The sequence below is a fragment of the Olleya aquimaris genome, from assembly GCF_003259525.1.
Taxonomy (GTDB): Bacteria; Bacteroidota; Bacteroidia; order Flavobacteriales; family Flavobacteriaceae; genus Olleya; species Olleya aquimaris.
On sequence record NZ_QLLO01000005.1, the window covers coordinates 63,932 to 87,211 of the forward strand.

Genomic DNA, 23,280 nt, shown 5'->3' on the forward strand with positions numbered 1-23,280 from the left:
GAAAACTTTCAATTTTTAACAAAATATTACTATTAGTTTTCGTTAATTTTGCAATCATTAAAAAAGCCACTTTAATTCATGTTTTTTAATATTTAAATTAAAAAACTAACACCACATTTTAAATGAATACAAACGCTTTCGCATTACGACACATTGGTCCAAGAGAAGACGACCAAAAACAAATGCTTAAAACCATTGGAGCAGATAGTATAGAGCAATTAATCTACGAAACTATTCCAGATGATATTAGATTAAAAAAAGACTTAGATTTAGACGAAGCTATGAGTGAACAAGAGTACTTGGTTTACTTAAATGATGTCGCTAAAAAAAATAAAGTCTATAAAACTTATATTGGTTTAGGTTATCATCCAACCATATTACCTGCAGTTATACAACGTAACATTTTAGAAAACCCAGGTTGGTACACAGCTTATACACCTTACCAAGCAGAGATAGCTCAAGGACGTTTAGAGGCACTTCTAAACTTTCAAACCATGGTAACAGACCTAACAGGTATGGAGTTAGCAAATGCATCTTTGTTAGACGAAAGCACAGCTGCAGCAGAAGCCTTAAGTTTGCTATTTGCAGTTAGAGAGCGAGACCAGAAAAAAGCAGGAATCAATAAGTTTTTTGTTTCAGAAAACATTTTACCACAAACACTATCTTTATTACAAACTAGAGCTAATCCAATAGGCATTGAATTAGTCATTGGTAATGAAGAAACCTTTGATTTTTCAACTGAATTTTTTGGAGCTATCCTTCAATATCCAGGAAAAAACGGTCAAGTTACAGATATCAAATCTTTTATAGAGAAAGCTAATAGTAACAATATTAAAGTAGCAGTAGCAGCAGATATTTTAAGCTTAGTAAAATTAGAAGCGCCAGGTAAATTTGGTGCAGATGTAGTTGTTGGTACTACACAACGCTTTGGAATACCAATGGGTTATGGTGGACCACATGCAGCTTATTTTGCAACTAAAGAAGCTTACAAACGTGATATTCCAGGTCGTATTATTGGTGTAACTAAAGATGCAAATGGGAACAGAGCGTTACGTATGGCTTTACAAACGCGAGAGCAACACATCAAACGCGATAAAGCAACTTCTAATATCTGTACAGCTCAGGTTTTACTGGCTGTTATGGCTGGTATGTATGCAGTGTATCATGGTCCAAAAGGATTACAAAACATAGCAGACAAAGTACATAATTGCGCAACTACACTAGCAAAAGCATTGGAACAATTAGGGTTTAAACAAATTAACACCTCATATTTTGATACGTTACAAATCAAAACTGATGCTAAAACAATAAAAAAGGTTGCTAAACAGAAAAAAGTAAACTTTTTCTATCCAGACGCTGAAACCGTAACTATTGCTTTAAATGAAACTACTTCTGTTAGAGATTTAAATTATATCATTTCTATTTTTGCTGAAGTTGCCAATAAAGAAGCACAAACAATTACGTCTATTACTGAAGACACTGCTATAGATAAAACCTTAGAAAGAACAACAGACTTTTTAACTCTTGACGTCTTTAATACCCATCATTCTGAAACTGAATTGATGCGTTACATTAAAAAACTAGAGCGTAAAGATTTATCGTTAAACCACTCTATGATTTCTCTTGGATCATGTACCATGAAACTTAATGCTGCAGCAGAAATGTTGCCATTAAGTTGGTTTAAATGGGGAAACATTCATCCTTTTGCTCCTTTAAAACAAGCTAGAGGATATGCTCAAATATTAAAAGAACTAGAAGACCAATTAACCGAAATAACAGGTTTTGCAGCAACCTCTTTACAGCCAAATTCTGGAGCACAAGGTGAGTTTGCAGGACTAATGGTGATAAAAGCGTATCACGAATCTAGAGGAGACCATCACAGAAACATTTGTTTAATACCTAGTTCTGCTCATGGTACTAATCCAGCTAGTGCAGTTATGGCTGGTATGAAAGTGGTGGTGACAAAATCTACAGAAGAAGGAAATATTGATGTAGACGATTTACGTGAAAAAGCAGAATTACACAAAGAGAATTTATCTGCTTTAATGGTAACATATCCATCAACGCATGGTGTATATGAAGCGTCTATAAAAGAAATTACACAAATCATTCACGATTGTGGTGGACAAGTGTATATGGATGGTGCCAATATGAATGCTCAAGTAGGGTTAACCAATCCAGGAAATATTGGTGCAGATGTTTGCCATTTAAATTTACATAAAACCTTTGCCATTCCTCATGGAGGAGGTGGTCCTGGAGTAGGCCCAATATGTGTCGCTAAACAACTAGTTCCATTTTTACCAGGCAATCCAATTGTTAAAACTGGAGGCGAAAAAGCAATTACAGCAATCTCTGCAGCTCCTTTTGGAAGCGCATTAGCTTGCTTAATTTCTTATGGATATATTAAAATGCTTGGTGCAGAAGGTTTAAAAAAATCGACTGAAATCGCCATTTTAAATGCCAATTACATCAAGCACAGATTACAAGGTGCATTTGAAACGCTATACTCTGGAGAACGTGGTCGTGCAGCACATGAAATGATTATAGATTGTCGTCCATTTAAAGCCCATGGGATTGAAGTAGTAGATATCGCAAAACGATTAATGGATTATGGTTTTCATGCACCAACTGTTTCTTTTCCAGTAGCAGGAACAATGATGATTGAACCTACTGAAAGCGAAAGTAAAGCAGAAATGGATCGTTTTTGTGATGCTATGATTTCTATTAGAAAAGAAATTGATGCAGCAACAAAAGATGACGATAATAATCCATTAAAAAATGCACCACATACTTTAGCAATGTTAACATCAGACGAATGGTTACTACCTTATTCTAGAGAAAAAGCAGCCTATCCATTAGACTATGTTGCTGACAACAAGTTTTGGCCTTCTGTACGTCGTGTAGATGATGCTTTTGGAGACAGAAACCTAATATGTACTTGTGCTCCTATTGAGGAATATATGGAAGCATAAAACAATCTGAACATCGTATTTTTTTATCAATACAAATTGCCTTTAATTTTTTACTGCTTATCTTAGCAAAGTAAACAAATTAAAGGCAATTTCTTTTTTTATGAATATCAAGATTACAGGAACAGGAAGCTATATACCAAAGGGAATCGAAAAGAATGAAGACTTTTACAGTCATGAATTTTTAAATGCGGACGGAAGCACTATAAATCATCCAAATGAAGTTATTGTTGAGAAGTTTAAAGCAATTACAGGAATTAGTGAACGTCGTTATGCAGATAAGCAATTAACCTCATCTGATTTAGGTTTTTTAGCTGCTCAAAAAGCTATTGAAGATGCCAAAATCGATCCTGAAACTATAGATTATATTATTTGTGCACACAACTTTGGTGATGTAAAATCAGATACTATACAAACCGATGTGTTACCATGTTTAGCGTCTAGAGTAAAACACAGTTTACGCATAAAAAACCCTAAATGTGTTGCTTATGATATCTTATTTGGTTGTCCTGGTTGGGTGGAAGGTGTTATACAAGCTCAGGCATTTATTAAAGCTGGAATGGCCAAAAGATGCTTAGTAATTGGTAGTGAAACCTTATCTAGAGTTGTTGATAAACACGATAGAGATAGTATGATTTACAGTGATGGTGCTGGAGCAACTATTGTAGAAGCAACAGACGAAGAAGGTGGTATTTTAGCTCACAATACTGCAAGTTTCACCTTTGATGAAGCCTATTATTTATTCTTCGGAAAATCTAATAATCAAGACTTAGAAAAAGACACAAGATATATTAAAATGCATGGTCGTAAAATCTACGAGTTTGCGTTAAATAATGTACCATTAGCCATGAAAGAGTGCTTGGACAGTAGTGGTGTTGACATCAAAGATGTTAAAAAAATATTGATCCATCAAGCCAACGAAAAAATGGATGAAGCCATTATAAAACGTTTTTATCGTTTATATAAAACTCCAGAACCAGAAGGTGTTATGCCAATGAGTATTCATAAATTGGGTAATAGCTCTGTAGCAACAGTCCCTACATTGTTTGATTTAATTAGAAATAATAAATTAGAGAATCAGCACATAGAAAAAGGAGATGTTATTATATTTGCTAGCGTTGGTGGAGGAATGCACATTAACGCTATAGTTTATAAATACTAATCCGCTTACGCGGAAAGACTAAGATGTACGAACAAACATTTCCGCATAAAAGATTTAAACTCACTTATCAGTTTTTAGAAAAACATATCTCAAAATCTGAATCTATTTTAGATTTAGGAGTAGATAACCCTTTTTCTAAAATTATGAAAAATCAAGGGTATACTGTTGAAAACACTAATGGTGAAGATTTAGATGTGGATACCTCAACTATAAAAAATTCTGATGCAACTGTTGTTACTGCTTTTGAAATTTTTGAACACCTCCTCTCCCCTTTTACCGTTTTACAAAGTATACAAGCAAATAAATTAGTAATTAGTGTTCCGCTTAAATTATGGTTTGCTTCAGCTTACAGAAGTAAATCCGATAAATGGGATAGACATTACCACGAGTTTGAAGATTGGCAATTAGAATGGTTACTTGAAAAAACAGGTTGGAAAATTATTGATAAACAACAATGGACTAACCCAGTAAAAAAACTGGGAGTTAGACCTCTTCTAAGATGGTTTACACCAAGGTATTTTATTGTTTATGCGGAAAGAATTTCAAATAAATAATTTATGAGATTCTCAATTATCATACCTGCACATAACGAAGCTTCTTCCTTAGGATTAACCTTACAATCTTTAGTGGATCAAACGTTACTCCCTTATGAGATTGTTGTGGTTAATGATAATTCTACAGATAATACTCAAAATATCGTAGAAGACTTTCAGCAAAAATTTGATTTTATAAAATTAGTTAATGTTACGTCTTCAAATAAACACTTACCTGGCACCAAAATAATTAATGCTTTTTACAAAGGTTTCGGTGTTTTAAAAAACGACTACGATGTGATTTGTAAATTTGATGCAGACTTAATTTTTCCAAAACAGTATTTAGAAACGTTAGCTTTTCATTTTAATACCAATAAAAACATTGGGATGGTTGCTGGTTACTGCTACATTCAAAAAAATAACCAATGGGTTTTAGAGGATATTACCAGTAAAGACCATATTAGAGGTGCTTTAAAAGCTTATAGAAAAGACTGTTTTGAGGCTATTGGCCAATTAAAAAAGTCGATGGGTTGGGATACTGTGGACGAGCTACTTGCTAAATATAATAATTGGGACATTGTGTTGGATGAGTCTTTACATGTCAAGCATCTTAAACCAACTGGCATCAGTTATAACAAATCTGCTAAATACTTACAAGGCGAAGCCATGTATAAAATGCGATATGGTTTTATATTGACACTAATTACTGCTATTAAATTGGGTTTAAAAAAGAACAGCTTTAGGTATTTTAAAGATTATGTTATTGGTTATTATAAAGCTGTTTTAAACAAACCTAAACAAGTTGTAACTGTTGAGGAAGGTAGATTTATTAGACGTTTGCGTTGGAAAGGTATTAAAGAGAAATTATTTTAAAACAATTAGATTCCTCCTTGTTCCTCGTTCGGAATGACATAAAACCTAAATTAGGTTATTAAAAACTCCAGTTTTTGTAGTCGCTTGAGGCTTCCAATTTATTTTCAATTGCATCATCTAATTCTGAGAAAAAATCTATTCCTGTTAATCTTTCAATAGTATCTACAGAAGTCACAAATTTGTAAAGTGGCAATTCAGAATCTTGATAATCCATCAAAAAAGCAATCATTTTAGTTTTACCAGTATTGTTATCTATTAACACTTTATAAAACTGGTTTGGTACTGCTACTTTTTCTTCTCCTATTGTTTTTAAATTCCCTTTTAAAACACCTCCAGAAATCACAAATACACCATCATACTTACTTGCCCAATAGCGTGTTTTTTGTTCTAGCCTATTCCATATTCCTGCATTAAATTCGTGTTTTTGAGGAGAGATATTACTAGTTAAAAACGTTTCGTCATGCGCTGCTTGACTATATTTTCTGTCACCTGCAGGACATAAATGTCCACGATCATAACCTGATTGTTTGTAATTACGCCAATGTGCTGCACCTGTTTTTACTGCTTCATCTATTTCAAAATAAGGACGCTTAAAATTAGCGTTACTTAAATGAGATTTTTTAAGCTCATAAGCCACCCATTCTGCTTGCTCATGAGGTTCGCTATAACTTAAACTATAACCTTCATGGTGCACAATTTGACCTGTGGTACTAGTTGGCAAAAAGTATTCGTTGGTATTTACTTTTACAGTTGTACCACCAGCAACTACCTCTATTTTTTCTTTTTCAATTAAATAGTCTTTAATTAGATAGGTCCCAATTATTACAACTGCAGTAAGTATAGAATACTTTGTTTTGTTTGACATTTTGATTTACTTTAAACTCTCTAAACTAGATTTTAAAGTTTCAATCTTAGCCAAAGCGTCTGCCTCCTTCTTCTTTTCGGAAGCTACAACTTGTTCTGGTGCACCAGCCACAAAACGCTCGTTAGACAGCTTTTTTTGTACTGATTTTAAGAAGCCTTCAGTATAATTTAACTCTTCGGTGAGTTTTTTAATTTCTGCTTCCACATCAATTGCACCATCCATAGGTATAAAATACTCGTTAGATTTTACTCTAAACGTCAATGCGCCTTCCACAGGTTCATTAACGTAATCAATAGCTTCAAGGTTACCTAGTTTTGCTATAATGGTATCAAATGTAGTTGTTGTATTTTCATTATTTATAACAGAAAATCCTATAGCATCTTTAAACGCTATGTTTTTTTCTTTTCTAACGGTTCTGATACCAGAAATAACTTCTGAAGCAAATTCAAACTGCGTGATTAAGTCTTTATTAATTGGCTTTACTTCTGGCCATTTAGCAATAATCAAGGCGTCTTCTGGAGTTCTTTCAGAAATATATTGCCATATATCTTCTGTTAAGAATGGCATAAATGGATGTAGTATTTTTAAGTTATCCTCAAAAATGGCCATCACTTTATTATATGTTGTTGCATCAATAGGTTGTTGATAGGCTGGTTTTACAATTTCGAGTAACCATCCACAAAAATCGTCATAAATTAATTTATAAATAGCCATTAACGCATCACTCAACCTGTATTTACTAAAGTGATCTTCTATTTCTACCAATACCGTATTAAACTTAGCTTCGTACCAATCTATTGCTATTTTACTAGAATTAGGTTGCTCGATCGTTTCACTAACTTCCCAAAGGTTGGTTAATTTAAAGGCATTCCATATTTTGTTTCCAAACCCTTTTCCTTGTTGACATAAGGCTTCGTCAAACATTAAATCGTTACCAGCAGCACTACTTAACAGTAATCCAACACGTACTCCATCTGCACTATAATCTTCTATTAATTTTAACGCATCTGGTGAGTTCCCTAAAGATTTACTCATTTTTCTGCGTTGCTTATCGCGAACTAACCCAGTTAAGTATACATTATTAAAAGGTCTTTCATTTTTATATTCGTAACCTGCAATAATCATACGTGCTACCCAAAAGAATAAAATGTCTGGACCAGTTACTAGGTCGTTTGTTGGATAATAGTATTTTATGTCTTTGTTTTCTGGATTACGTATACCATCAAACACAGACATAGGCCATAACCAAGAAGAGAACCATGTATCTAAAGCGTCAGTATCCTGACGCAAATCTTCTTTTGTTAGAGACTTCTCGACTGCGCTCGAAGTGACATTAAGTTTCTTATTTGCTTTAACAACAGCTTCCTCAATATTTTCTGCAACTACAAAATCCTCTTTCCCATCTCCATAATAGTAGGCAGGAATTTGTTGCCCCCAAAGTAATTGACGTGAGATATTCCAATCTCTGATATTTTCCATCCAATGACGATAGGTGTTCTCGAACTTCTTAGGAAACAATTTAATTTCTGAATCGTCGCCTAAAACAGCTTCTATTGCTGGTTTAACCAATTCTTCCATTTTTAAGAACCATTGGTCGCTTAATCTTGGTTCGATAACTGCTTTAGTACGTTCTGATGTACCCACTTTATTAATGTGTGTTTCGGTTTTAACCAATGCACCTATAGCTTCTAGCTCTTTAGAAACATTTTTTCTAGCCACAAAGCGATCTTGACCTTCAAACTGTAATCCGTAGCTATTTAAGCTAGCATCTTCATTAAAAATATCAATTACGTCAAGTTTGTGTCTATCACCTAAAACTTTATCATTTTCATCATGAGCAGGTGTTACTTTTAAACAACCTGTACCAAATTCGACATCAACATAATCATCTTCTATGATTGGAATCACTCGATTGCAAATAGGTACAATTGCCTTTTTTCCACGTAAGTGAGCAAAGCGCTCATCTTCTGGATTAATACAAATAGCTGTATCACCAAAAATAGTTTCAGGACGTGTGGTTGCAATAGTTAGCACATCCTCAATACCTTCAATTTTATAATTTATATAATAAAGGTTTCCTTGACGTTCTTCATGGATAACTTCTTCGTCAGATAACGTGGTTTTAGCTTCAGGATCCCAATTTACCATGCGGTAACCTCTGTATATCAATCCTTTTTCATATAAATCGATAAACACCTTAATTACAGCTTCTGACATATCGTCATCCATTGTAAATTTTGTTCGGTCCCAATCGCAAGAACAGCCTAATTTTTTTAATTGCTCAAGGATTACGCCTCCATATTCTTCTGTCCATTCCCATGCGTGTGCTAAAAACTGGTCTCGTGTCAGATCATTTTTATCTATACCTTGCTCTTTTAATTTAGCAACAACCTTAGCTTCTGTAGCAATAGAGGCATGGTCTGTTCCTGGAACCCAACACGCATTTTTACCTTGCAATCGTGCACGACGTATTAATACATCTTGTATGGTATTGTTTAACATGTGTCCCATATGCAAGACTCCTGTTACGTTTGGTGGCGGAATAACAATGGTGTAAGGCTCTCTGTGGTCTGGCTCTGAATGAAAATAGTTGTGTGTCATCCAGTAGTCATACCACTTGTTTTCTACTTGTTGCGCATCATATTTAGATGGAATTTGCATACTTTGGAATAGTTTTTGAAATATAGTTTACAAAAGTACTTATATTTCTGTTTTTGTGAAATTTTATAGATGAATAATGTACAGTTAAATATGTTATAAGTATTTGCAAGAGTGCATTACATCTAATAATTTTGCAGGAGGAATAAAAAGTAATTAAATTTACGAACCATTAAAATAGATATAAAATGAAAAAATTATTTACAATATTATTTATCGGATTGATTAGTCTATCTGTAAATGCTCAAGAAAAAGTAGCTAAAATTGAGTTTAAAGAAACAACGATAGATTACGGAGTTATTGAAAAAGGCGCTGATGGTGTTAGAACATTTGTATTTACTAATACTGGAGACGCACCTTTAATTATATCTAAAGTTAGTTCTAGCTGTGGTTGTACAGTGCCAAAAAAGCCTGAAGCACCAATTATGCCAGGAGAAACAGGAGAAATTGAGGTAAAATACGACACTAATCGTGTGATGCCTATTAGAAAAACTATTACTGTTTTATCTAACGCAGACACACCAACAGTTTCATTAAAGATTAAAGGAGAAGTTATTGACCCTTCAAAAACTAGTGTCTTAGAGAAAAAGTCTAAAAGTGTGATGGAAACTAAAAAAAGTTAACACCACAACTACTTATACTAAAAGCCGAAAACTAACAGTTTTCGGCTTTTTTATTTGATAGGAGATTGTAATAAAAATTCAAATTTCATGGTTTTCCCATTTCTATCCACTAGTAATTTAATTTTGGTTCCTTCTTTTTGGTAAAAATGTCCTACTAAATTCTTTAAAGTCATATCCTGAGTACCATTTCCATTAATTCTATAAATAATGTCTCCCTTTTGAAGACCTGCTAAATCTGCAGGAGAATCTTTAATGATATTATAAATAACATAAGAAGGCTTTATAGTATACTTGTAAGCATTAGCAATAACACTTTTAACTTCTAATTCTGAAGTGGCTTTATTTTGATTTATAGTGGCGACATTATTGGACATATCAATTTCCATAACTAACCTAACGCCATCATGCTCGACCTGCAAACCACTTTTATTATAGCTGAATTTTTTATTAAAAAAATGATTAGGTTTTAAGGTAAGTTTAGAATTTGTATAGTCTATAATACTATTAAATCGTTTTAAGATTTCTCCTCCCAAGGTACCATCTCTATCTTTAAATTTTTTAACTGAAGCTATTGTGACAGAGTCTGGAAAAGCTGCTTTTGGATTTTCTAACATAAATCGTTTTAGTTTTAAAGCGTCTATTTTGGTGCGTTTACCATATACATTACCGCTTAAACCAGAACCTAAAAAATCGTAAAAATAATTTTTAGAGAGCGTTAAATTTTTTTCAGCATCCTCAAATAACCAAATGGCATCACTACTTCCTGTATCTATTAACATTTTTACAGAAATCTCATGACCATCAGTTAATACTTCTGCATTAACATAGGGTTTGTTGTTATTAAATTCTAGATTAAAAGTTTCGCATTTTTTGCAGTCTTTATAGCTATATTTATCTGGTTTGTGTAGTCTAATAAATCTGTTAGAATAATTAATTTCAACTATAAAATCTTTAAACAAATCATAACCAATAATTCCATCTATAGCAATTCCTAATTTAGGCGCAAAATTGACACTTGGATCAAAAATTGCAAAAAATGTTTGATCTGTATTTACAGCATTTCCAATTTTAAATGTGTTATGACTGGATCGTAATGCATCAATATAATCTCCATCACCTAAGCCTTTTAATTTTATTTTTTCTGCATGTAATACTTTTAAAGAGTCTGATGCTTTTAAAAAATTAAAAACTATTGGCTTACTAACACCTGTATCTAAAAGAAATTTAAGTGGTAACCCATTAATTTCAACTGGAATAATTATAACATTATTGACTAGCTCAAAACGAATTTTTTGAGAGGTAACACCTTTATCTAACACATAAATACTTTGTGCTTTAGAGAAAAAGCAACAGATTAAGAATAGAAAGAAACTTAATTTAAGTAAACGCATTCATACTTATAAAAATGATGTCTGTTATCAATTTACAAATCTTTTAGGTTTTACCATTCTTAAAAGGTAATTTTTAAAGAAACTTTACAATTATTTTTTGCAAATTTGTACCCTAAACTATTTATAATGCCAAAAATCTCTCAAAAAGGGCAACAAATGCCCCAATCTCCAATACGAAAATTAGTCCCTTTTGCAGAAAAAGCCTATAAAATGGGCAAAACTGTGTATCATTTAAATATTGGACAACCAGATATTAAAACACCACAATTAGCATTAGATGCAGTTAAATTACATGGCTTAGATATATTAGCTTATACTAGGTCTGAAGGTTCTGAAGAATACAGAAAAAAAATCGCAGCCTATTACGCTAAAAATGAAATACAAGTTAATCACGATAATATTATAGTTACTACTGGTGGTAGCGAAGCTTTATTATTTGCTTTTGGAAGTATTATGGATGTGGATGATGAAGTAATTATACCAGAACCTTTTTATGCAAACTATAACGGTTTTTCAACCGCATCTGGTGTTAAAGTCGTTCCGGTAATATCTAAAATTGAAGATAATTTTGCATTACCTCCAATAGAGGAATTTGAAAAATTAATCACACCTAAAACTAAAGCAATTTTAATTTGCAACCCAGGAAATCCTACGGGTTACTTATATTCTAAAGAAGAAATTAAAAAACTAGCAGATATTGTAAAAAAACATGATTTGTTTTTAATAGCAGATGAAGTATATCGCGAGTTTGCTTACGATGGTGCAAAACACTACTCCATTTTACAAGAAGCAGGTTTAGATAATCATGCTATAGTTATTGATTCTGTTTCTAAACGTTACAGCATGTGTGGTGCTAGAATTGGATGTTTAGTATCTAAAAACAATGAGGTTATTGCAACTGCTTTAAAATTTGCACAAGCACGACTGAGTCCTCCAACTTTAGCACAAATTGCTAGCGAAGCAGCATTAGAAACCCCTCAAAGTTATTTTGATGATGTCATTGAAGAATATGTAGAAAGGCGTAATGTGCTAATAGAAGAATTAAACAAAATTGAAGGTGTGCAAGTAGCCAATCCTAAAGGTGCGTTTTATTGCATAGCACAATTACCTGTTAAAAATAGTGATGCGTTTGCACAATGGTTATTAGAATCTTTTGATGTGGATGGAGAAACTGTTATGGTAGCTCCTGCAGCAGGTTTTTACAGCACACCAGGAGTAGGCTTAAACCAAATACGTATAGCTTATGTATTAAACAAAAAAAGCCTAATAAAAGCTGTAAATATAATTAAGGAAGCACTAAAAGTGTATCAAGATTAGTGCCTGTTTTAAATAACATATCACTTAAGCCTTACAATACCTTTGGTATAGATGTCAAAGCGAAGCATTTTATTTCGGTTAACTCTGTAGACGAGTTAAAAGACCTCTATGCTTCAAATAAATATCCAAATAAATTTATACTTGGTGGAGGTAGCAATATGTTATTGACAAAAAATGTAGAGGCATTAGTAATTCATATAAACTTAAAAGGAAAATCAATAGTTTCTAAAACTGATCATGAAGTTTTAATTGAATGTCAAGCTGGCGAAAACTGGCATGATTTTGTTCTTTGGACATTAAAAAACAACTATGGTGGATTAGAAAACCTATCCTTAATACCAGGAAATGTTGGTACAAGTCCTATACAAAATATAGGTGCATATGGTGTAGAGTTGAAAGACACCTTTTATTCATGCAATGCCATAAATTTAGACACCTTAAAAGAAGAAACTTTTTATAATAAGGATTGTAAATTTGACTATCGCAACTCTATTTTTAAACAAGAAGCTAAAGGACTATATATTATTACAAGTGTAACCTTTAGATTAAGCACAAAAAATCATGTTTTGCATACTAACTACGGAGCTATTTCTACTGAGTTAGAAAACATGAATATTAAAAACCCTACCATACAAGACATTTCTAAAGCAGTAATCGCTATTCGCGAGAGCAAATTGCCAAACCCTAAAGAGATTGGTAATTCTGGTAGCTTCTTTAAAAATCCTGTTATTTCTGTTTCAGAATTTAAAAAGCTACAGCAAAACTTTCCAGAGGTGCCACATTATGTTGTATCTGAAAATGCTATTAAAGTACCAGCTGGTTGGCTAATAGAAACTGCAGGTTTTAAGGGTAAAACTTTTGGGAATTATGGCGTGCACAAAAAGCAGGCATTGGTATTAGTAAATTATGGTGGCGCTAGTGGACATGATATTTTAAAACTTTCAAAATTAATTCAAAACACTATTTATCGTATCTTTAAAATTACTATCGAAGCAGAAGTCAATATTTTTTAATTAAAATAATAACTTTGGTTTAAATTAGTTAAACTAACAACTATATCAATTAACTTGGAATTTTCTTTAGAACAACATATTGTAAGACATCTAAAAAATGGCGACAAACAAGCCATTACTTTATTATACGAGAATTATTCTGATGCATTATATGGAGTAATTAAAAAGGTGATTTCTGATGATGACTTAGCGCAAGATGTACTGCAAGAGACCTTGATTAAAGTTTGGAAAAAAGGAAAAAGCTACAACCCAGACAAAGCAAAATTATTTACTTGGCTATATCGTATTGCTTATAACTCTGCAATAGATAAAATTAGATCTGTAAACAATAAATCTAATAAAGAAATCCAAATTGAAGAATCTAACGTATATAAACTGACAACCAATAGTTTAAATGAGGATGTTTTAGATATAAAAAAGCATTTAAACACATTAGATTTAAAGTATCAGGTAGTTATTAATGCGCTCTTTTTTGAAGGAATGACGCAACAAGAAGCGAGCGAAGAATTAGATATACCCTTAGGTACAATAAAATCAAGATTAAAAATTGCGTTACGTGAATTGAAAAAGATTTACAACCCTTAATTGTAAAAGTGATGAATGATAAAATAAATACATTTTTAAACTCTGGCTTATTAAATAAGTACTTAATAGGTCAAACCTCAGCTTCTGAAACATTAGAGGTTGAACATTATATTTCTGAATATCCAGAAATAAAAAAAGCTTACGAAACGCTACAAGATAAACTAGAATTTACCGCTCAACTTAATGGTGTTAAAGCACCTAAGTCTGTTTTAAATTCAGTATTAGAAGCAATAGATGATAAACCAGTTATAGCACTTAAACCAAAACGCTCTAAAAAATGGTATAGTTATGCAGTTGCTGCTAGTGTAGCAGCACTACTATTTGCCGGAAGTTCTGCATACCTATTTAATCAGAATCAAAAATTATCTGATGAAAACCAAGTAATTGCTGATGAAATTTTTGACTTAAGAAGCGATATAGCAAATAATAACAATACATTAAATCAGTTATTAGAACAGTTTAAACAACTTAATAATCCAGAAACTGAAAAATACATATTAAAAGGAAATAGAAGAGCTAAAAATCTTAAAACAGTAGCTTATATTAATCCTAAAGAGAAAAAATCCATGATTGATGTGGTTTCTTTGCCACAACTACCTGATAATAAGGTATATCAAATATGGGCAGAGTTACAAGATAAAATGGTAAGCCTAGGTGTTTTAAGTGAAGCAGATAGACGCTTACAAGAGATACCTTATACAGAAGATGCTTTAGGTTTAAGTATCTCTATAGAACCAAAAGGCGGAAGTCAAATTAGATCTAATGACACTCCAGTTGCAGAGATTTCGTTAAAACTTAATGATTAATCATTGTTTAAAAGTTTTTCATCTCTACATTTCATTTACTAAAATCCATAATTTTTTTCTTTAAAAATTAGTATCTTTGCAGTATAAAAAAAGGAACTTATTTTGAAACTTTTATTACTTACTTTAGGTCTTTTAGCACTAGGTTTTGCAGGAATTGCAATTAAAATATGGGCTAAAAAAGACGGTAAATTTGCTGGCACATGTGCAAGTCAGAACCCAATGTTAAATACAGAGGGAGAATCTTGTGGTTTTTGTGGTAAAACTCCAGACCAGTTTGATAGTTGTAACGAAACTCAACATTCTTAATACATGCTTATACTTGAAGTATTGTTCTACAGTTTTGTAATTGTAGTAGTTATTCAAGTATTGTACTATGGTGTACTTTTTGGAAGCTTTGCTTTTTCTAAAAGTGAAAATACCACCAATAAATCTTTGCCAATTTCTGTAATTATTTGCGCTAAAAATGAAGCAGAAAACATAAAAAAAATTCTTCCGTACTTATTAAAACAAGACTATCCAACTTTTGAAATTGTTTTAATAAATGATTCCTCTAATGACAACACTTTAGAAGTCTTTGAAACATTTGCTACAAAACACTATAATATCAAAATTGTTGATGTTAAAAATATAGAAGCTTTCTGGGGAAATAAAAAATATGCCTTATCGCTTGGTATTAAAGCAGCAAAATACAATAACCTACTATTCACAGATGCAGATTGTCAACCAATATCTAATCAATGGATAAAAGAAATGAGCAGTCATTTTTCTAATAAAAACACTATAGTTTTAGGTTATGGCGCTTACAATAAAATAAAAAACTCGTTACTAAATTCACTAATACGGTTTGAAACCCTTTTAACAGCAACTCAATATTTTTCTTATGCTAAAATTGGACTTCCATATATGGGAGTAGGACGTAATTTAGCGTACCACAGAGATGAGTTTTTTAAAACCAATGGTTTTATAAAACATATGAAAATAAGATCTGGAGACGATGATTTATTTATTAATGAAGCCGCAAATGCTAAAAACACTTCCATTTGTTACTCTAAAAATAGTTTTACAACCTCTTTTCCAAAAACAACTTACAAAGATTGGTATAAACAAAAACGCAGACATATCTCTACAGCTAACCATTATAAGTTTAAACATCGCTTTTTGTTGGCCACTTTTTATATTACACAAGTGTTATTTTGGCTGTTAGGTATCACTTTATTAATAACAACTTTTTTATGGCCTTTTGTTTTAGGCTTAATTATATTAAGGTTTTTAATCCAATATCTAAGTTTAGGATTTTCTGCTAAAAAACTAAATGAACTTGACACCATTTTACTACTTCCCATTTTAGAAATTATATTGATTGTATTACAATTTAGTATCTTTATAACCAACCAAATTTCAAAACCAAATTATTGGAAATAGAAGAAGCCATAAAAAGAGCAAAACAAAACGATCAAAAAGCGTTTAATTATCTGCTCCATAATTATTGGGACAAAGTGTATGGGTTTCAGTTAAAACGTATTCAAAACGAAAACGATGCTGAAGATATTACCATTCAAACCTTCTCTAAAGCGTTTGACAAAATAGACACCTATGACAGTAAATACGCCTTTAATACGTGGTTAATTACCATTTCTAAAAACATCCATATAGATATTGTTAGAAAAGAAAAAAACTCTATTAAACAGGCTATTTCAAAATCTGATGACAATGAAGTTTATCAAGTTTTAGACGAAACCCCTTCTGTTGAAGACAAACTAATTACAGAACAAAATCTAGCCAAATTATTACGAGATATTAAAAAACTTAAACCTCATTATCAGGAGGTTATTAATTTAAGATATTTCCAAGAGTTAAGCTACAAAGACATTTCTGAAGAACTTAATGAACCCATAAATAACATTAAAGTCAAGTTGCTTCGTGCTAAAAAACTATTAGCAGAAATAATTCAAAAAAAGTAATGCTAACCTCAATAAAAAAATTAGGTCCAGGTTTATTATTTGCTGGTGCTGCAATTGGCGTCTCACATTTGGTACAATCTACACGTGCAGGTGCTGATTTTGGTTTGGGACTACTTTGGGCTTTATTGTTGGTTAATTGCTTTAAATTTCCTTTTTTTCAGTTTGGACCTAGATATGCTTCTGCAACTGGAGAAAGCCTTTTAGAGGGTTATAAAAAGCTGGGTAAACCTGTTTTATTTGCTTATTTTATTTTAACATTTGCTACTATGTTTACCATTCAAACAGCGGTTACAATTGTAACTGCAGGTTTGGCTTCTACCCTATTTGGAGATTTTATTACGGTTAAAGGATGGACAATCATTATTCTAGTCATCTGCTTAGTTATTTTATTTTTTGGTCGCTATAAACTATTGGATAGACTTATTAAAATTATAATAGTTACCTTATCCATAAGTACAATTTTAGCAGTTATATTCGCATTTACTAATAATAAAACTGAGATATCATTTCTTCAAATTTTACCAAAAAACACATTAGAATTAACATTTTTAATCACATTTATGGGTTGGATGCCTGCACCTTTAGATATTTCTGTTTGGCATTCCCTTTGGACTATTGAAAAACAAAAAGACAATACAAACCTTACTCCACAATCGGCTTTATTAGATTTTAATATTGGTTACATTACAACCATTATTTTGGGTATTGGATTTGTACTATTAGGTTACTTAGTCATGTTTAATAGTGGTGAGACCTTTAGTGATTCTGCTGGACAATTTTCTAACCAATTAATCACCATGTACACCAACAACTTAGGCGAATGGACCTATATAATAATTGGTATTGCTGCTTTTACCACTATGTTTAGTACAACATTGACTACGCTAGACGCATCACCAAGAGCCATGCACAAATCGTTAGAACTTATAACCAATAAAACATTTAGTAAAGGCTATTTGTTTTGGATACTGCTTCTAACCTTTGGCACAATATTTATCTTTTTTGTATTAGCTTCAGAAATGGGATTACTAATAAAAATAGCCACAATTTTATCGTTTTTAACTGCTCCTTTTTACGCCATAGTCAATTATATTTTAATTAGTGGAAAACATACACCAAAAGATTGGAGACCATCAAAAGGTCTTCATATTTTAAGTATTAGTGGTATTATCTTCTTAATTGGTTTTAGCATTTGGTTTTTAAAAACTTTATAGAATACTTCGTATCTTTGTCATCAGAAAATGGCATCTATGAATAACGACACAGCATCTGTAATCTTACCTTCAGAAAGACAACCAAAACCTAAATGGTTACGTGTAAAATTACCAACTGGTAAAAAATATACCGAGCTAAGAGGATTAGTTGATAAATACAAATTAAATACCATTTGTACCTCTGGAAGCTGCCCAAATATGGGAGAATGTTGGGGAGAAGGTACTGCTACCTTTATGATTTTAGGAAACGTTTGCACCAGATCTTGTGGATTTTGTGGTGTAAAAACTGGTCGTCCAGAAGATGTCGATTGGGACGAACCAGAAAAAGTGGCTCGATCTATTAAAATCATGGGAATCAAGCACGCAGTTTTAACTAGTGTAGATAGAGACGATTTAAAAGATATGGGCAGCATTATGTGGGCAGAAACCGTTAAGGCTGTTAGAAGAATGAATCCAGAAACAACTCTTGAAACCTTAATACCAGATTTTCAGGGTGTAGAGATGCATATTGACCGCATTATTGATGTGGCACCAGAAGTTGTGTCACATAACATTGAAACCGTAAAACGCTTAACTAGAGAAGTCCGCATCCAAGCTAAATACGAACGTAGTATGGGTGTTTTAAAATATTTAAAACAAAAAGGACAACGCAGAACTAAATCTGGAATCATGCTTGGTTTAGGTGAAGAACGAGAAGAAGTTATACAAACACTTCACGATTTACGAGAAAACGATGTAGATGTAGTGACCATAGGTCAATATTTACAACCTAGTAAAAAACACTTACCTGTAAAACGCTTTGTTTTACCAGACGAGTTTAAAGAATATGAGGAAATTGGACTAAAACTTGGTTTTAGACATGTAGAAAGTAGTGCATTAGTACGTTCTTCTTATAAAGCTCAAAAACACATTAATTAATATGATTACTGTTGCAATCAACGGTTTTGGTCGTATTGGAAGACGTGTTTTTAGATTACTTCATAACAACAAACACATAAAAGTAGTGGCAATTAATGATTTAGCAGACGCTAAAACATTAAGTCATCTATTAAAATACGACAGTATACATGGTGTCTTTCCTGCTACCATAACTTCTAAAGCACAAACTATTATAGTAGATAATAATGAAGTGCCATTATTAAATTGTAATCATCCCAAACATTGTAATTGGAGTGCTTATTCACCAGATTTTGTTATTGAAGCTACAGGAAAATTTAAATCTAAATCAGAGCTTCTCTTTCATATTAAAAATGGAGCAAAACGTGTTATTTTAAGCGTTCCACCTATTGAAGATGATATTAAAACTATAGTTTTAGGGGTTAATCAAGATGAGCTTGATGGTACAGAAGCAATCATTTCTAACGCTTCCTGTACAACTAATAATGCAGCTCCTATGATTGATATTATTAATGAGTTGTGTGGAATAAACCAAGCCTACATTACAACAATCCACTCCTACACCACAGATCAAAGCCTACATGATCAACCACATAGAGATTTAAGACGTGCTAGAGCAGCAGGACAAAGTATTGTTCCTACTACAACAGGAGCAGCAAAAGCGTTAACTAAAATTTTTCCTGACCTATCAAATGTTATTGGTGGATGTGGCATTAGAGTACCTGTAGCTAATGGATCGTTAACAGATATTACCTTTAATGTTAAGCATACAGTAGATATTAACACTATTAATGAAGCCTTTAAAAAGGCATCTCATGGAAAATTTAAAGGTATTTTAGAATATACAGAAGACCCAATTGTATCTATAGATATAGTCGGAAATACTCATTCTTGTATATTTGATTCGCAAATGACTTCGGTAATTGGAAACATGGTAAAAATTATAGGTTGGTACGATAATGAAACAGGATATTCTTGTAGAATAATTGACCTTTTATACAATTTATCGGAAAAAAAGCAACTTTTATCGGATAAATAACTATATTTGTCGTTATAAATGTAAATAATGAAGTCCCTAATAATTAAGTTATCCTTCTGCTTAGTTACTTGTTTACTAGGTTTTAACCTACATGCTCAAGAACTTTCAGAGAAAGAAAAGGAAATCATTCAAGGCAAAATTAATTATAATATTAGTTTAGCCCAGAAAAACATTGATTCTAATGAGTTCTACAAAGCACAAAGCGATTTAGACGAAGCTCTTAAGCTTGCCAATCAAATAAATGACAATAAAAGTATAGGTTTAATTTACTCTAAAATTGGTAAAATTGAATTTATTACCGAAGAACATACAGAAGCCTTAAAAACTTTAATAAAAGCTGTTGAAAAACAGCGTTTTGCTAAAGACAATATTAACATTGCCGAAACCTACAAAACCATTGGTAATGTGTATATGAGCAAAAAAGACTACAACAGGGCTTTAGATTATTTTAATTCTGCAGAACGTTTATTTGAAAATGAAGATTTACACGACTATGAAGCTGAGACAATCCTTCATAAAGGAGAGGCATATTTCAAACTTGAAAAATACGAAGAAGCTCAATCAGAATATGAAACTGCTATTAGCTTAGCAAAACGCTATCAGAATACTAAAATCTTAAGTAGTGCTTATATAAGTCTTGGTATAACTCAAGCTAAACTAGGTCTTTTAACACTTGCAGAAAACACAGCTATACAAGGTCTTGACCTTGCAAAGCAAAATAATTACGCTAACGTTATTAATACTGCGTATGCAGCACTTAGTGATATTTATACCGAAAAAAGAGATTTTAAAATTGCCAATGATTACCTAAAAAAGCACATCAAGCTTAACGATTCACTATTACAAGTAAAACGAAGCTACCTTTCGCCAGAAAAAAGATTGGATAAGCTATACAGTAACCCAATAGAGTATCAAAAAGAAAAAGAAGCCGATTTAGAAAAAGAAGCAAGTTCTACCTGGTTAGAAAAATTAACTACCATTTTAAGTATAGCTTTAATTACCATTCTGTCTTTACTAACACTCTCTCTATACAAAAACAATAATATTAGATTAAAATCTAATAATATTTTGCATAAAAAAAATGCAGAATTAACTATTGCAATGGAAAAAGCAGAATTAGCTACTAAAACTAAGGCTAACTTTTTATCTACAGTAACACACGAGCTTAGAACTCCGCTATATGCTGTAACGGGATTGACAAATATGCTTTTAGAAGAAAATCCAAAACCAGAGCAAGTACAACATTTAAAATCGTTAAAATTTTCAGGAGATTATTTATTGACGTTTATTAACGATATCCTTCAAATTAATAAAATTGAAGCTAATAAAGTAGATATTGAACCTGAAGTATTTAATTTAAAAAAGAAAGCCGAAAATGTTATTTCAGCTTTAAACAATTCTGCTTTAGATAATAACATACAACTACATTTAGAGTATGACAAAGATTTACCAACTAACTTTAATGCAGATCAATTAAAAATATCTCAAATACTTATAAACCTAATTGGTAACTCGATTAAATTTACAAAAGATGGAGATATTTGGGTAAGAATTAAAAAACTAAATCAAGTTGGAGATAATTTTGAAATCCGATTTGAAGTAGAAGACAATGGTATTGGAATTAGCGAAGAAAAGCAACAAAACATGTTTGAAAGCTTCTCTCAAGGATCCATACAAATTAACAGAAAATATGGTGGTACTGGTTTAGGACTTTCTATTGTCAAAGGATTAATTGATATTTTAAAAGGAAAAATTTATATGAAAAGTGAGCTAGGTAAAGGCACAACGTTTTTCTTTGAAATACCAATGAAAAAGAGTAATGAAATTATAGTCGAGAAAAAAGCTAATTACTTTAATGAAGTAGACGAATTGGAATTAAGTAACATAAAAATATTAGTCGTTGAGGATAATAAAATTAATCAAATGATTACCAAAAAAATCCTTAATAAAATGAAGCTATATTGTGATGTAGTTGATAATGGTGAAGAAGCAGTAGATAAAGTTAAAACCATCAATTATGATGTTGTTTTAATGGATATCCACATGCCAGGAATTAGCGGAATTGAGGCAACAAAAATTATCAGAACTTTTGATAAAGAGCTAACCATTTTTGCATTAACAGCAGTTACCATTGAAGATAAAATGCAAGAGTTTGAAGATGCTGGTTTTACAGATATTATTCCAAAACCATTCAAACAAGAAGACTTTGAGAAAAAGTTATTTAATGCTTTAATGCTAAATGAAAAAACCAATGCTACAGCTTAGCAAAAGAGGTTACTTCACTATTAAATTGTTTTGCATTATCTATCTCTAATTGTATTGGAAGGTAATACAACTTACCTTTTAAAGCAGGCTTATCTTTTAGTCGCATATAATCCTTTTCTGTAGTAACAATACAATCAAAAGTTGATAAATAATCGATTTCTTTGATGCTAAAAGCATGGTGATCTTTAAACTTTATATGCTCAAAATTAAGCGCATTGCCTTTTAAAAAATCAATTAAAGGTTTAGGGTTTGCAATCCCAGTTACTAGCTTAAAATCCTTTAAATCTGTTAGTTTGATGGTGTTATATTCAGAAACCACTTCATCACTATAAGCAATAGTACTAAAAAACACCTGCTGATGGTCTAGTGGTTGTATTTCTGCTATAATGCTTTGTTTTTCAGTTGCACTTAAATCTATTGGACACTTAGTTACAACAATTAAATCTGCGCGTTTAGCACCACTTTTAGGTTCACGCAAATTTCCAGTTGGTAGTACAATATCTCTTGTATATAAATTGGTATAAGTGGTTAATAAAATATTTAATCCTGCTTTTACTTTTCTATGCTGAAAGGCATCATCTAACAAAATTACTTCAGGCTTCGTGTTAGTATCTAATAATTTACTTATCCCTTCTTGCCTATTGGCATCAACTGCAACTAGAATGTCTTCAGAAAATTTATGGTAAAACTGATATGGTTCATCACCCAAAATTTCAGCATTTACGTTAGCATCTGCCAATATAAACCCTTCACTTTTTCTACCATAACCTCTACTTAATGTTGCTAATGTAGTTTTGTCTTTTAATACTCTAATTAAATATTCTACCATAGGTGTTTTTCCGGTACCTCCAGCACTTAAATTACCAACACAAATTACAGGAAAATCATATTGTTTAGACTGTTTCCAACCTTTGTCGTACATTACATTTCTTATCCAAGTCACGATATAGTAAATGGGTACAATTGGGAATAAAATAATGCGTAATAATTTCATTTTAGTTAGTTATATAAAAAAGCTTCCTTTCATTTTATAAAATGAAATATAGCCAACTTTAACAGTAACGAAAGTAAATATTTTATATTTGTTTTAAATAATAAAGACAGAAAAG

General features: G+C 31.9%; 20 protein-coding genes. 16 read left to right on the forward strand and 4 right to left on the reverse strand.

The features are described 5' to 3' along the window. The first annotated feature begins 122 nt into the window (after positions 1 to 122). The 4 genes from gcvP to LY08_RS08205 all read left to right on the forward strand — a co-directional run bounded on the left by gcvP (position 123) and on the right by LY08_RS08205 (position 5,537). On the forward strand, positions 123 to 2,972 hold the full coding sequence (gene gcvP / locus LY08_RS08190; protein ID WP_111659969.1) for an aminomethyl-transferring glycine dehydrogenase: 2,850 nt from the start codon (positions 123 to 125) through the stop codon (positions 2,970 to 2,972). A gap of 100 nt (positions 2,973 to 3,072) precedes the next feature. Beyond that, complete coding sequence (locus LY08_RS08195) at positions 3,073 to 4,131, forward strand: 3-oxoacyl-ACP synthase III family protein (RefSeq protein ID WP_111659970.1); 1,059 nt, start codon at positions 3,073 to 3,075, stop codon at positions 4,129 to 4,131. A gap of 23 nt (positions 4,132 to 4,154) precedes the next feature. Next, positions 4,155 to 4,685 (forward strand): class I SAM-dependent methyltransferase, encoded by a 531-nt coding sequence (locus LY08_RS08200; protein WP_111659971.1) that lies wholly within the window; start codon positions 4,155 to 4,157, stop codon positions 4,683 to 4,685. A 3-nt stretch (positions 4,686 to 4,688) separates the two neighbouring features. Next, on the forward strand, positions 4,689 to 5,537 hold the full coding sequence (locus LY08_RS08205) for a glycosyltransferase (RefSeq protein ID WP_111659972.1): 849 nt from the start codon (positions 4,689 to 4,691) through the stop codon (positions 5,535 to 5,537). Positions 5,538 to 5,595: 58 nt separating this feature from the next. Here LY08_RS08205 and LY08_RS08210 read toward each other — a convergent pair whose 3' ends face one another. Next, the gene (locus LY08_RS08210; RefSeq protein ID WP_111659973.1) at positions 5,596 to 6,402 is read right to left on the reverse strand and encodes a DNA/RNA non-specific endonuclease; all 807 of its coding nucleotides are present in this window, start codon (positions 6,400 to 6,402) and stop codon (positions 5,596 to 5,598) included. A gap of 6 nt (positions 6,403 to 6,408) precedes the next feature. After that, complete coding sequence (locus LY08_RS08215) at positions 6,409 to 9,063, reverse strand: valine--tRNA ligase (RefSeq protein ID WP_111659974.1); 2,655 nt, start codon at positions 9,061 to 9,063, stop codon at positions 6,409 to 6,411. A gap of 185 nt (positions 9,064 to 9,248) precedes the next feature. Here LY08_RS08215 and LY08_RS08220 point away from each other — a divergent pair, with 185 nt between their 5' ends. Further along, positions 9,249 to 9,683 (forward strand): DUF1573 domain-containing protein, encoded by a 435-nt coding sequence (locus tag LY08_RS08220; RefSeq protein WP_111659975.1) that lies wholly within the window; start codon positions 9,249 to 9,251, stop codon positions 9,681 to 9,683. A 50-nt stretch (positions 9,684 to 9,733) separates the two neighbouring features. Here LY08_RS08220 and LY08_RS08225 read toward each other — a convergent pair whose 3' ends face one another. Continuing rightward, positions 9,734 to 11,074: an aspartyl protease family protein gene (locus LY08_RS08225; protein ID WP_111659976.1), complete on the reverse strand. Its 1,341-nt coding sequence runs from the start codon at positions 11,072 to 11,074 to the stop codon at positions 9,734 to 9,736. Between the two features lie 126 nt (positions 11,075 to 11,200). On the opposite strand from LY08_RS08225, the gene LY08_RS08230 reads away from it, so the two are divergent. The 11 genes from LY08_RS08230 (at position 11,201) to LY08_RS08280 (ending at position 22,171) form a co-directional block, all read left to right on the forward strand. Beyond that, positions 11,201 to 12,391 carry a pyridoxal phosphate-dependent aminotransferase gene (locus LY08_RS08230; RefSeq protein WP_111659977.1) on the forward strand — a complete coding sequence of 397 codons (1,191 nt, stop codon included), beginning with the start codon at positions 11,201 to 11,203 and terminating at the stop codon, positions 12,389 to 12,391. After that, positions 12,391 to 13,404, forward strand: coding sequence for a UDP-N-acetylmuramate dehydrogenase (murB, locus tag LY08_RS08235; RefSeq protein ID WP_111659978.1), 1,014 nt, complete (start codon positions 12,391 to 12,393; stop codon positions 13,402 to 13,404). Before LY08_RS08230 ends, murB begins: the two co-directional genes overlap by 1 nt. Before the next feature lie 54 nt (positions 13,405 to 13,458). Further along, the gene (locus LY08_RS08240) at positions 13,459 to 13,989 is read left to right on the forward strand and encodes an RNA polymerase sigma factor (RefSeq protein WP_111659979.1); all 531 of its coding nucleotides are present in this window, start codon (positions 13,459 to 13,461) and stop codon (positions 13,987 to 13,989) included. Positions 13,990 to 14,000: 11 nt separating this feature from the next. Next, complete coding sequence (locus tag LY08_RS08245; RefSeq protein WP_111659980.1) at positions 14,001 to 14,795, forward strand: anti-sigma factor; 795 nt, start codon at positions 14,001 to 14,003, stop codon at positions 14,793 to 14,795. Positions 14,796 to 14,897: 102 nt separating this feature from the next. Continuing rightward, a complete protein-coding gene (locus LY08_RS08250; RefSeq protein WP_111659981.1) occupies positions 14,898 to 15,101 on the forward strand; it encodes a membrane or secreted protein in 204 nt (67 codons plus the stop codon). A gap of 3 nt (positions 15,102 to 15,104) precedes the next feature. Next, entirely contained in the window at positions 15,105 to 16,217 is a 1,113-nt protein-coding gene (locus LY08_RS08255) for a glycosyltransferase (RefSeq protein ID WP_111659982.1), read from the forward strand. Beyond that, positions 16,208 to 16,756, forward strand: a complete 549-nt coding sequence (locus LY08_RS08260) for an RNA polymerase sigma factor (RefSeq protein ID WP_111659983.1) — start codon at positions 16,208 to 16,210, stop codon at positions 16,754 to 16,756. Before LY08_RS08255 ends, LY08_RS08260 begins: the two co-directional genes overlap by 10 nt. Continuing rightward, the gene (locus LY08_RS08265) at positions 16,756 to 17,970 is read left to right on the forward strand and encodes an Nramp family divalent metal transporter (RefSeq protein WP_111659984.1); all 1,215 of its coding nucleotides are present in this window, start codon (positions 16,756 to 16,758) and stop codon (positions 17,968 to 17,970) included. Before LY08_RS08260 ends, LY08_RS08265 begins: the two co-directional genes overlap by 1 nt. 36 nt (positions 17,971 to 18,006) lie before the next feature. Next, a complete protein-coding gene (gene lipA / locus LY08_RS08270) occupies positions 18,007 to 18,888 on the forward strand; it encodes a lipoyl synthase (protein WP_111659985.1) in 882 nt (293 codons plus the stop codon). Position 18,889: 1 nt separating this feature from the next. Next, a complete protein-coding gene (gene gap / locus LY08_RS08275; protein WP_111659986.1) occupies positions 18,890 to 19,906 on the forward strand; it encodes a type I glyceraldehyde-3-phosphate dehydrogenase in 1,017 nt (338 codons plus the stop codon). Positions 19,907 to 19,933: 27 nt separating this feature from the next. Further along, a complete protein-coding gene (locus tag LY08_RS08280; protein WP_111659987.1) occupies positions 19,934 to 22,171 on the forward strand; it encodes an ATP-binding protein in 2,238 nt (745 codons plus the stop codon). Here LY08_RS08280 and lpxK read toward each other — a convergent pair. Then, on the reverse strand, positions 22,161 to 23,165 hold the full coding sequence (gene lpxK, locus LY08_RS08285; protein WP_111659988.1) for a tetraacyldisaccharide 4'-kinase: 1,005 nt from the start codon (positions 23,163 to 23,165) through the stop codon (positions 22,161 to 22,163). The genes LY08_RS08280 and lpxK overlap by 11 nt on opposite strands. Positions 23,166 to 23,280 lie beyond the last annotated feature (115 nt).

What these genes read in the sequence shown, in the direction of transcription:
- LY08_RS08210 (WP_111659973.1), bottom strand. Translation starts at nt 6,402, where the DNA reads ATGTCAAACAAAACAAAGTATTCTATACTTACTGCAGTTGTAATAATT.
- lipA (WP_111659985.1), top strand. Translation starts at nt 18,007, where the DNA reads ATGAATAACGACACAGCATCTGTAATCTTACCTTCAGAAAGACAACCA.
- LY08_RS08200 (WP_111659971.1), top strand. Translation starts at nt 4,155, where the DNA reads ATGTACGAACAAACATTTCCGCATAAAAGATTTAAACTCACTTATCAG.
- LY08_RS08245 (WP_111659980.1), top strand. Translation starts at nt 14,001, where the DNA reads ATGAATGATAAAATAAATACATTTTTAAACTCTGGCTTATTAAATAAG.
- LY08_RS08225 (WP_111659976.1), bottom strand. Translation starts at nt 11,074, where the DNA reads ATGCGTTTACTTAAATTAAGTTTCTTTCTATTCTTAATCTGTTGCTTT.
- LY08_RS08280 (WP_111659987.1), top strand. Translation starts at nt 19,934, where the DNA reads ATGAAGTCCCTAATAATTAAGTTATCCTTCTGCTTAGTTACTTGTTTA.
- LY08_RS08265 (WP_111659984.1), top strand. Translation starts at nt 16,756, where the DNA reads ATGCTAACCTCAATAAAAAAATTAGGTCCAGGTTTATTATTTGCTGGT.
- LY08_RS08255 (WP_111659982.1), top strand. Translation starts at nt 15,105, where the DNA reads ATGCTTATACTTGAAGTATTGTTCTACAGTTTTGTAATTGTAGTAGTT.
- gap (WP_111659986.1), top strand. Translation starts at nt 18,890, where the DNA reads ATGATTACTGTTGCAATCAACGGTTTTGGTCGTATTGGAAGACGTGTT.
- LY08_RS08195 (WP_111659970.1), top strand. Translation starts at nt 3,073, where the DNA reads ATGAATATCAAGATTACAGGAACAGGAAGCTATATACCAAAGGGAATC.
- LY08_RS08220 (WP_111659975.1), top strand. Translation starts at nt 9,249, where the DNA reads ATGAAAAAATTATTTACAATATTATTTATCGGATTGATTAGTCTATCT.
- LY08_RS08230 (WP_111659977.1), top strand. Translation starts at nt 11,201, where the DNA reads ATGCCAAAAATCTCTCAAAAAGGGCAACAAATGCCCCAATCTCCAATA.
- LY08_RS08205 (WP_111659972.1), top strand. Translation starts at nt 4,689, where the DNA reads ATGAGATTCTCAATTATCATACCTGCACATAACGAAGCTTCTTCCTTA.
- gcvP (WP_111659969.1), top strand. Translation starts at nt 123, where the DNA reads ATGAATACAAACGCTTTCGCATTACGACACATTGGTCCAAGAGAAGAC.
- LY08_RS08215 (WP_111659974.1), bottom strand. Translation starts at nt 9,063, where the DNA reads ATGCAAATTCCATCTAAATATGATGCGCAACAAGTAGAAAACAAGTGG.
- lpxK (WP_111659988.1), bottom strand. Translation starts at nt 23,165, where the DNA reads ATGAAATTATTACGCATTATTTTATTCCCAATTGTACCCATTTACTAT.